Origin of the sequence: Pantoea sp. CTOTU49201, from assembly GCF_032054795.1 — a bacterium.
In the GTDB taxonomy this organism is placed as follows: domain Bacteria; phylum Pseudomonadota; class Gammaproteobacteria; order Enterobacterales; family Enterobacteriaceae; genus Pantoea; species Pantoea symbiotica.
Genome location: NZ_DAMBSA010000142.1, coordinates 1,411 through 10,267 on the forward strand (window position 1 = coordinate 1,411; position 8,857 = coordinate 10,267).

Here is an 8,857-nt window from a genome sequence, read left to right on the forward strand (position 1 = left end):
TCCCGAACTGATTGCGCAGAAATCGATTTCGCAAGATCAGCTGATCGGGTTGGGCGTGACGCTGTCCGGCTTTGTCGATGAACATCAGGCGATTTGCGTGCAGTCGGCGCTGCTGGGCTGGAAAAACGTGCCGCTGGCAGAACTGCTTAAACAGCAAACCGGGCTGGAAGTGTCGTTAGAGAACGATGCCAAAGCGTTAGCGGTGAGCGAGAAGATTTTCGGCGTGGCGAAAAAGGCGCGCAACTTCACCCTGATTTCCCACGGTGACGGCATTGGATCGGCACACTTCTTTCAGGGCCAGCTGCATCGGGGTGCACATGGCGCTGCCGGTGAAATCGCCCACTGCACCATCGAACCCGGCGGACGTCCCTGCCGCTGTGGCAAACGCGGCTGCCTCGATACGCTGGCCTCGTTAACCGCCATCCGCGAAAGCGTGCGTGATAAAGCGCTGGAGAGTGAATCGATTGCCGAACTGGAAGCGCTGGCGGTGAAAGGCAACAGCGCGGCGATTGCTATTTTGCATCAGGCTGGTCACGCGCTGGGTTTATCCATCGCCAATATCATCCAGATGAATGACCCCGAATTAATTGTGATTGCACATCAGCCCGATTCGTTTGATGGCTTGCTGAAAACCGTGGTGATGCAGGCTGTCGACAGCCATGTGCTGCCGTCGATCATCGGCAAAACGCCGATTTCAAGCATGGTGATCAACGAAGAGAGCTGGGCCAGAGCCGCAGCCAGTGTGGCGGCGTATCGTTTTATCATTCACTTACCCGACTAGCGGAGGCTGCTATGCGCATTGCTTTTGGTGGAATTCATACTGAGTGCAGTACATACAATCCGGTGCTGAATTATGCCGACGACTTCCGCATCGTGCGTGGGGATGAACTCAACACCAATCCTTACTTCGCCTTTCTGCAGGATTATGATGCCGAATTTCTGCCCACCTTCCACGCGCGCGCCATCGCCGGTGGTCCGGTAGCGCGCATCACCTACGACGATTTTAAGCAGGATTTCCTGACGCGCCTCGCGGCACATTTGCCGGTGGATGGCGTCTATCTCGCCATGCACGGCGCGGTTTATGTTGAAGGCATGGAAGATGCCGAAGGCGACTGGATCAGCGCCACGCGCGAGCTGGTCGGCGCGGATTGCCCGATCACCGTCAGCTACGATCTGCACGGCAATGTCACACAGCGCATCATTGATGCCATCGATATGTTCTCGACCTATCGCACTGCGCCGCACATTGATGTCGAAGAGACCATGCGCCGCTCGATATCGATGCTGGTGAAAAGCCTGCAAACCGGCGTCAAACCTGGCGTGGTGTGGGCACCGATTCCGGTGGTGTTACCCGGCGAGCGCACCAGTACCGAAGATGAACCGGCTAAGAGTTTGTACGCCCGTTTGCCCGCGATAAACCAGCTGGAGCATATCTGGGACGCCTCGCTGATGGTCGGTTACGTCTGGGCGGATGAGCCGCGCGCCACTGCCGCCGCGATCATGACCGGCACCGATGCCGATGTGCTGGCGGAACAGGCGGCAAAACTGGCGCTGGCTTACTGGCAGGCGCGTGATGAATTCAGCTTTGGCTGCATCACCGGCAGCATTGAAGAGTGCGTCAGCATGGCTATCGCCAGCGAAACCGCGCCGGTAATTCTGGCCGATTCCGGTGATAATCCGACCGGCGGCGGCGTTGGCGATCGCGCAGATGTGTTGGCGGAACTGATTCGCCAGGACGCGCAGGAGGTTATCGTCGCCGGTATTACCGATAAACCCGCCACCGACGCAGCATTTTCTGCCGGTGAAGGCGCAACCTTAACCCTGACCGTTGGCGCGTCGCTCGATCCGGCGGGTGGCAAAGTGCAAGCCGAATTTGTGGTGAAACATATCAGCGATGATCCGCGTTCGCTGGCGAAACAGGCGCTGCTGCAAACCGGCGGCATTACGCTGGTGGTCGCCGATCGTCGCCGTCCTTATCACAATCTGGCGGATTTCGCCCTGCTCGGCCTCGATCCCGCTGCCGCTAAAATTGTGGTGGTGAAGTCGGGTTATCTGTCGCCGGAGTTGGCACCGCTGGCCAATCCAAACCTGATGGCGCTGTCAGAAGGCGTGGTCGATCAGTATGTGGAACGCTTAACCCGCAACCGCAAATTGCAGCCCGCCTATCCGTTTGATACGGATTTCAGCTTCCTGCCGGTAAGCAGCTTGTCTGCACGCTTTGTGAAAGCAAAATGAATATGCCAGCCTCAGCAGTCGAACCGGTGCTGCGCATCGAAAACCTGACCGTTGCCTTTCGCGTTGACGATCAATGGCGCGAAGTGGTGAAGAACCTGTCGCTCACCGTTAATGGCGGTGAAACGCTGGCAATAGTGGGTGAATCCGGTTCGGGAAAAGCGTCACCTCGATGGCGATCATGCGCTTACTCAACATGCGTCACGCACGCGTCAGCGGCAAAGTGCTGCTTAACGGCGTTGATCTGCTGACGCTAAGCGAATCCGCCATGCGTGATATTCGCGGCAATGCGGTGGCAATGATTTTTCAGGAACCGATGACCAGCCTGAATCCGTCGTTCACCATCGGCAATCAAATTGCTGAAGCGCTGATCAATCACCGCAAAATCAGCAAACGTGCCGCGCGTGAAGAGACCATTCGGCTGCTGGAGAAAGTGCGCATTCCCAATGCGGCGAAACGCTTTAATGATTATCCGCACCACTTTTCCGGCGGTATGCGCCAGCGCGTGATGATTGCCATGGCGCTGGCGCTGCGACCCAAACTGCTGATTGCCGATGAACCGACCACCGCGCTGGACGTGACTATTCAGGGGCAAATTCTTGACCTGATTAAGACCTTGCAGGAAGAGGAAGGCACGGCGGTGCTGTTTATTACCCACGACATGGGCGTGGTGGCAGAAGTGTCGGATCGCACGCTGGTGATGTATCAAGGTGATGTGATGGAAACCGGCACCACAGCCGCCATTTTCTCCGCGCCTGCCGCCGATTACACCCGCACACTGATTGCGACTGTGCCGCAACTTGGCGCAATGCGCGGCATTGCTGGACCGCGTAAGTTTTCCTTTGACCAGCACGACGCGCCTGATGCCAGCCGCGTATCCACCACGCAGCAGCCATTGCTGTCGGTGAAAAATCTCAGCACCCGTTTCAGCATTCACGAAGGTGTATTCAGCCGCAAAACCGGCGCGGTACATGCGGTGGAAAATATCTCATTTGATTTGATGCCGGGCGAAACCTTGTCGCTGGTCGGCGAATCCGGTTGCGGCAAATCCACCACCGGACGTTCGCTGACGCGCCTCGTTACGCCTGACGCGGGCGAAGTAGCCTTTGATGGTTACGACGTGCTGAATCTCTCAACTCACGAGCTGCGCACCTTGCGCCGCGCCATGCAGATGATTTTTCAGGACCCGTTTGCCAGCCTCAATCCGCGCATGTCGGTGCTGGAAGCGCTCACCGAACCTTTCCTGCAACATCGTTTAGGCAGCAAAGCCGAGGCGCGCGAGAAAGCCGCTTCACTGATGGAGCGCGTTGGATTATCCGCCAGCATGATGAAACGCTATCCGCACGAATTTTCCGGCGGCCAGCGCCAGCGTATCTGCATCGCCCGTGCGTTGATGCTCGATCCGAAAATGATCATCGCCGATGAATCGGTGTCGGCGCTGGATGTCACGGTAAAAGCGCAAATCATCAATCTGCTGCTCGACCTGCAGCAGAGCCTCGGCTTGTCGTATCTGTTTATTTCACACGATATGGCGGTGGTTGAGCGCATCAGCCATCGCGTGGCGGTGATGCTACTCGGTGAAATCGTCGAGATTGGACCGCGCGCGGCAATTTTTGAAAATCCGCAGCATGACTACACGCGCAAACTGCTGTCGTCGGTGCCGGTGCCCGATCCGGCGCGCCGTCATGTGAAGCGCCAGATTCACATCAGCGAGCTGAAAAGCCCGGTTCGTGCGCTGGGATTTGTGCCTGAAACGCGGCGTTATCGCGAGGTGAGTGAGGGGCATTGGGTGATGGAGTGATCTGGTAATGCCCGGAAGAAGGTCGCCATGAATGGCGACCCTACGCAGTTACAGCGCAAACATCTTCCCGCCGCTAAAACTCCAGTCTTCGGGCTGGGTTTGCTGAATAATGATCATTAAATCATTGGGATCAAGATTGAGGCGCTGCTGCAGGCGTTTACTCAACACCTGATAGGTTGCACACTTCTGTTCCACACTGCGCGGTTTGCCTGCCACGATGTTCAGCAACACATAGCGATCGCTACGACCGCCGCTGAGATAGTGGCGATTATAAATAAAGCGCTGCACCGCCAGCGATTCAATCACCTGGAAACGATCGTCGTGCGGTACGTTGAACTCGGCGACCAGCACCTCATGCAGCGTGTCCGATAAGGTTTGCAGATCGGCATCGCTCCAACCGTCGCGCACGGTGATTCGGGTAAATGGCATCAGTTGCTCTCCTGTTGCAGCAAAGCCAGCGCCGTTAATGCTGCGGGCCAACCGGCGTAAAATGCTTGATGGGTAAATAACTCCACCAGCTCTTCACGACTAAGTCCGTTCTGCTGCGCAAATTCAAGATGCCACGGCAGTTGCTGCTCGCGGCCCAAAGCGCTGAGCGTGGCGAGCGTGATCAAACTGCGCTCACGCGGTGACAGCACCGAGCGCTGCCAGATATCGCCAAACAACACCTGCTGGGCTAACTCGGCTAACTTCGGTGCGACCTGCTGTAACGAATCGCGATCCAGTGGCTTACTCATGATTTTCTCCGGCATTGAATAGGCAGCGATTGTGGCGCGCTGCTACAATCCTGAAAATCATATTATTCAGGACTCATAGTCCCGCTTTGAAGGATGGTTATGGAGAAGATTCCGGTCTCGCTTGATAGCGATGCGCTGCGCAGTTTCGTGTTGGGAATCGAGTGCGGTAGTTTCGCGCTGGCGGCGCAGCAACTGTGCCGCTCGACGTCGGCGGTCAGCGCCCAGTTAAAAAAGCTGGAACAACAGTGCGGTATGGCGCTGGTGACCAAACGCGGTCGTCATCTGGCGCTCACGCCCGGCGGCGAAATCTTGCTGAGCTATGCGCGTCGTCTGCTCAGCCTGAATGATGAAGCCTTGCGCGCGGTGCGCGGCGAGTTGTTGCAGGGTGATGTGCGTATCGGCATGCAGGAAGATTTCGGTGAGTCGCTGATGCCTGGCATTCTTGGCCCGTTTAGCCGCCAGCATCCAAGTGTGCGTATGAGCGCGCGCGTCGATCGCAATCAACCGTTATTGCAGGCGATGGCCGAGCAAAGTCTCGATATGGCGCTACTTTGGCAAGGCGATAATTTACCTGCGCAAAGTGAGTTGCTGGGCCAGACGCCGCTGGCGTGGATTGGCGCGCAAGAGTTTGATATTCGCGGCTTGCTCGCACGCAATGAACCCATACCGCTGGTGATGTTTGAAGCGCCCTGTCTCATGCGTACACGTGCACTGAGCGTGCTGGAACAGGCTGGACTCGACTGGCGCGTGGTGTTTACCAGCCACAGTTTGAGTGGCGTGTGGGCGGCGGTACAGGCTGGATTGGGTATTACCTTGCGCAGCCAGATCGGTTTACCTGAAGGATTGCATGCCCTGAACGCTCAGCTGCCCGCCGTGGGAAGTATGGGTATCGCACTGTGGCAACATAATGCTAACGATGCCGCCCAGCAAATGCTGGCGCAGCTTACGCGATATGCGGTGGCGGGATATCTTCCGCTTATCAAACCGACATTAACGTGAAACTGGGATAAAGCGGAGAGGTGCGGCCCATTCCTGCTAGTTTCCGCCCTGCACGCTTCAGTTAAATCAAACCTTCCGCTGCTATTTTGCAGGCAGAATGTTTCCCGCTTTATTCTTTCATACACAACAGACAAAATACCGCTCGGCTATTAGGATGATGAGTGTGGAAATATTGCCAGGCGTGTTCCGGTGAATAAAAAGATCCCATAAAAACACGATTATCGTAGGCCGGTGCCATACGACAGCTTTCACGGTGCAAGTCGCAGCAACCCTCGCTATCTGCCTGAGCAAAGACGTAAAAATCCGTTGTAGTTAATTTCATCCGCGACACCTCGTGGGCAGAGATAAATACTAATGAATAAAAATCTTTAAAATCGCCCGTTGCGGATACTATTTTAGAACTTTTTAGCAACCAGCTCACAGTGAGCTGAAATTAATTATAGCCTGCGAGAAACCTGCTGTCTTAAATTAAAGAAAAAGAGATTATTTAAGCAGAGCGCGATAAATTGAAATTTAAATGATTATATTTTAATTCCCCCTTTGTCGTTACGCTTAACAGGGCCAACATTTACTGTTAATGGCGGTGATTATTTATAAATATTCACTAAGATTTATCTTAAAAAAAAGATCTGCATTTTTGATCATTTAAACTTAAGTAAACTTAAATTTAAACACCGGAGATAATACTATGTTCAGTTACACTATCCGTGTCGAATTGAAAGAACCCACCGCTAGCACGCAAATTGAACTGCTGTATGCGATGCTTGAGAATGGTTTTGCGCGCAGTTTAGTCTGTGAGAAAGGCTATGCGTACGTGTTACCTACCAATGAATATGTCTATGTAGGCAGCGAGAATATAAGGAGTTTAACTGACAGAATTGTCACTTTGGTGAGCGAGTTCAGCGAAGATCCTTCGGTGATGATTACCCAATCTGCCGCGAGGTGCTGGTCAGGGCTGCGCGGCGTTAACCTTGCATGAAAGATAAGATAAACGCCCTCTCAAGGCAAAGACGGCGTTTATCTGTTGATTTAAATAAACTTAAAATTTAATTAATTAGCCTGGATAAATACCGCGATCTTTACGTGCCAGCAGAATACGTTCGCAGGCAACGATATAAGCAGCAGTACGCAATGAGCAGCGCTTTTCAGCGGCCTTATCCCAAACGTGCACCATCGCTTCAGTCATGATGCGATCCATACGCTGATTAATCTCATCTTCACTCCAGAAGAAGCTCGCCATATCCTGTACCCATTCGAAGTAACTCACCGTTACCCCGCCTGCGTTACAGATTACGTCTGGCACCACCTGCACACCGCGACTCGCCAGCATATCATCCGCATCCGGATACGTTGGGCCGTTAGCCCCTTCCAGCACTAATTTGGCACTGATGATTTCAGCGCGCTCGCGGGTAATTTGCCCTTCCAGCGCAGCCGGGATCAGGATATCCATGGCGGTGGTCCAGAACTGCTCTCTGTCGATCTCACGCGCACCTGGGAAACCGGCAATCTGTTTATGTTCGATCTGCCACGCAGTCAGCGCCGCTAAGTCGATGCCGCCTTCGTTGAGTAAGGTTGCGGTGTGGTCCTGAATCACTACCACGCGCGCACCGGCTTCGGCGAACAGACGCGCCGCTTCGCTACCCACATTACCAAAGCCCTGCAACGCCACGCGTGCGCCTTCAATGGTAATGTTGGAGCGTTTTGCCACTTCACGACCGGTTATAAATACGCCACGGCCCGTGGCTTTCTCACGGCCTAACGAGCCGCCAAGATGAATCGGTTTACCGGTGACAACGCCGGTAATAGTGGTGCCGTGATTCATCGAGTAGGTATCCATCATCCACGCCATGACTTTGCCATTGGTGCCGACGTCGGGCGCGGGAATATCTTTCTGCGGACCGATAATCAAACCGATTTCACTGGTGTAGCGGCGGGTTAAGCGCTCCAGTTCACCTTCAGACAACGAGTGCGGATCGACGCGAATACCGCCTTTCGCGCCGCCATAAGGCAGGTTAACCGCCGCACATTTAATGGTCATCCAGGCTGACAGCGCCATCACTTCATTCAGGTCGACTGCAGGATGGTAACGTACGCCCCCTTTGCCCGGTCCACGCGAGAGGTTGTGCTGTACGCGATAGCCTTCAAAGTGGCGAATCGAGCCGTCATCCATCTGCACCGGGATGTCGACAATCAGTGCTCTTTTGGGATGACGCAGGGTTTCGATCCAGCGAGACAATTCACCAAGATGAGGCGCAACGCGGTCAATTTGGCTCAGGTAGGTAGTCCAGGGAGATGTACTGCTTTCAGAAGCGTAAGATAACTTTTCCATGAGAAGCCTGTAGGTTCAGAGTTATTTATATTGAAAAGACGTGGAAAGGTGATGCATTGCACTAGACGGAAAGTAATTTAACACCTTTTAAGAAAAGCGGGTTGCGTTGAATAAGGAGGATTTAACTTTTTAAGTACAAAAATTCGTGAATGAATGAATAACTAAGCATTAAAAAAGCCGCACATATGGTGCATATCCATGCAATTTATATTCACTAAATTGCATAAAATTTGTTTTTATTCCTATTTTTCAGTTCTTTGATGGTCATCAAAAAGTGAATAAACTGTTATTTTTCCGCATTGACTTTGTTAACTCACGCCACCACGATGAGTAAAACCTAGCCGGAAACCTCCATCATGAATTAGCGTTTTATTAATTTCGTTTTTCTTTCATCTATTTAAGCGTGCCTCTTTAAGGTTCAACTCCTTATTTGCCATTGATGCTTGTGGGCAGGCATCGTCATGCGTTTTTTTGCCAGACTGAAGGAATCATTGTGTCTAACAAACCTACACAAGGGCAGATTCAGCCTGCTCGGGCTCACGACGCCCCGCAAAAACTGCAGCGAGGACTGAGCGAACGTCATATTCAGATGATCGCGCTGGGTGGATCGATCGGTACCGGGCTGTTTATGGGCGCAGGACGTAATATTGCAGTGGCCGGAACCTCGATATTAATCATCTATATTCTGGTCGGGTTCTTCAGCTATATGGTGATGCGGGCGATGGGCGAAGTGCTGCTTAGCCGGCTCGACTATCGCTC

The 8,857-nt window shown here is 53.4% G+C and carries 8 protein-coding genes and 2 pseudogenes; 6 read left to right on the plus strand and 4 right to left on the minus strand.

The genetic code is table 11. The features are described 5' to 3' along the window. The 3 genes and pseudogenes from RTY00_RS11810 to RTY00_RS11820 form a co-directional block, all read left to right on the plus strand. The coding region (locus RTY00_RS11810) for an ROK family protein (RefSeq protein ID WP_312664572.1) at positions 1-781 on the plus strand (781 nt) is incomplete at its 5' end. An 11-nt stretch (positions 782-792) separates the two neighbouring features. Further along, on the plus strand, positions 793-2,235 hold the full coding sequence (locus tag RTY00_RS11815) for a M81 family metallopeptidase (RefSeq protein ID WP_312664573.1): 1,443 nt from the start codon (positions 793-795) through the stop codon (positions 2,233-2,235). Continuing rightward, positions 2,232-4,033 (plus strand): annotated as a pseudogene (locus RTY00_RS11820) (dipeptide ABC transporter ATP-binding protein). Before RTY00_RS11815 ends, RTY00_RS11820 begins: the two are co-directional and overlap by 4 nt. 48 nt (positions 4,034-4,081) lie before the next feature. On the opposite strand, the gene RTY00_RS11825 reads toward RTY00_RS11820, so the two are convergent. Both RTY00_RS11825 and RTY00_RS11830 read right to left on the minus strand, forming a co-directional pair. Further along, a complete protein-coding gene (locus RTY00_RS11825) occupies positions 4,082-4,462 on the minus strand; it encodes a tautomerase family protein (protein ID WP_312664574.1) in 381 nt (126 codons plus the stop codon). Then, positions 4,462-4,770: a carboxymuconolactone decarboxylase family protein gene (locus tag RTY00_RS11830; protein ID WP_312664575.1), complete on the minus strand. Its 309-nt coding sequence runs from the start codon at positions 4,768-4,770 to the stop codon at positions 4,462-4,464. Before RTY00_RS11830 ends, RTY00_RS11825 begins: the two co-directional genes overlap by 1 nt. A 99-nt stretch (positions 4,771-4,869) precedes the next feature. Here RTY00_RS11830 and RTY00_RS11835 point away from each other — a divergent pair, with 99 nt between their 5' ends. Then, the gene (locus tag RTY00_RS11835; protein ID WP_312664576.1) at positions 4,870-5,769 is read left to right on the plus strand and encodes a LysR substrate-binding domain-containing protein; all 900 of its coding nucleotides are present in this window, start codon (positions 4,870-4,872) and stop codon (positions 5,767-5,769) included. A 109-nt stretch (positions 5,770-5,878) separates the two neighbouring features. Here the strand turns inward: RTY00_RS11835 and RTY00_RS11840 are convergent, their stop codons facing one another. Beyond that, positions 5,879-6,091: a hypothetical protein gene (locus RTY00_RS11840; protein ID WP_312664577.1), complete on the minus strand. Its 213-nt coding sequence runs from the start codon at positions 6,089-6,091 to the stop codon at positions 5,879-5,881. 366 nt (positions 6,092-6,457) lie between these two features. Here RTY00_RS11840 and RTY00_RS11845 point away from each other — a divergent pair, with 366 nt between their 5' ends. Then, positions 6,458-6,748: a hypothetical protein gene (locus RTY00_RS11845; RefSeq protein ID WP_312664578.1), complete on the plus strand. Its 291-nt coding sequence runs from the start codon at positions 6,458-6,460 to the stop codon at positions 6,746-6,748. Positions 6,749-6,823: 75 nt separating this feature from the next. On the opposite strand, the gene RTY00_RS11850 is transcribed toward RTY00_RS11845, so the two are convergent. Next, positions 6,824-8,098 carry a Glu/Leu/Phe/Val family dehydrogenase gene (locus RTY00_RS11850; protein WP_008108085.1) on the minus strand — a complete coding sequence of 425 codons (1,275 nt, stop codon included), beginning with the start codon at positions 8,096-8,098 and terminating at the stop codon, positions 6,824-6,826. A gap of 520 nt (positions 8,099-8,618) precedes the next feature. Here RTY00_RS11850 and RTY00_RS11855 point away from each other — a divergent pair. After that, positions 8,619-8,857: pseudogene (locus RTY00_RS11855) on the plus strand (amino acid transporter); the annotation flags it as partial.

What these genes read in the sequence shown, in the direction of transcription:
- RTY00_RS11815 (WP_312664573.1), top strand. Translation starts at nt 793, where the DNA reads ATGCGCATTGCTTTTGGTGGAATTCATACTGAGTGCAGTACATACAAT.
- RTY00_RS11825 (WP_312664574.1), bottom strand. Translation starts at nt 4,462, where the DNA reads ATGCCATTTACCCGAATCACCGTGCGCGACGGTTGGAGCGATGCCGAT.
- RTY00_RS11830 (WP_312664575.1), bottom strand. Translation starts at nt 4,770, where the DNA reads ATGAGTAAGCCACTGGATCGCGATTCGTTACAGCAGGTCGCACCGAAG.
- RTY00_RS11835 (WP_312664576.1), top strand. Translation starts at nt 4,870, where the DNA reads ATGGAGAAGATTCCGGTCTCGCTTGATAGCGATGCGCTGCGCAGTTTC.
- RTY00_RS11840 (WP_312664577.1), bottom strand. Translation starts at nt 6,091, where the DNA reads ATGAAATTAACTACAACGGATTTTTACGTCTTTGCTCAGGCAGATAGC.
- RTY00_RS11845 (WP_312664578.1), top strand. Translation starts at nt 6,458, where the DNA reads ATGTTCAGTTACACTATCCGTGTCGAATTGAAAGAACCCACCGCTAGC.
- RTY00_RS11850 (WP_008108085.1), bottom strand. Translation starts at nt 8,098, where the DNA reads ATGGAAAAGTTATCTTACGCTTCTGAAAGCAGTACATCTCCCTGGACT.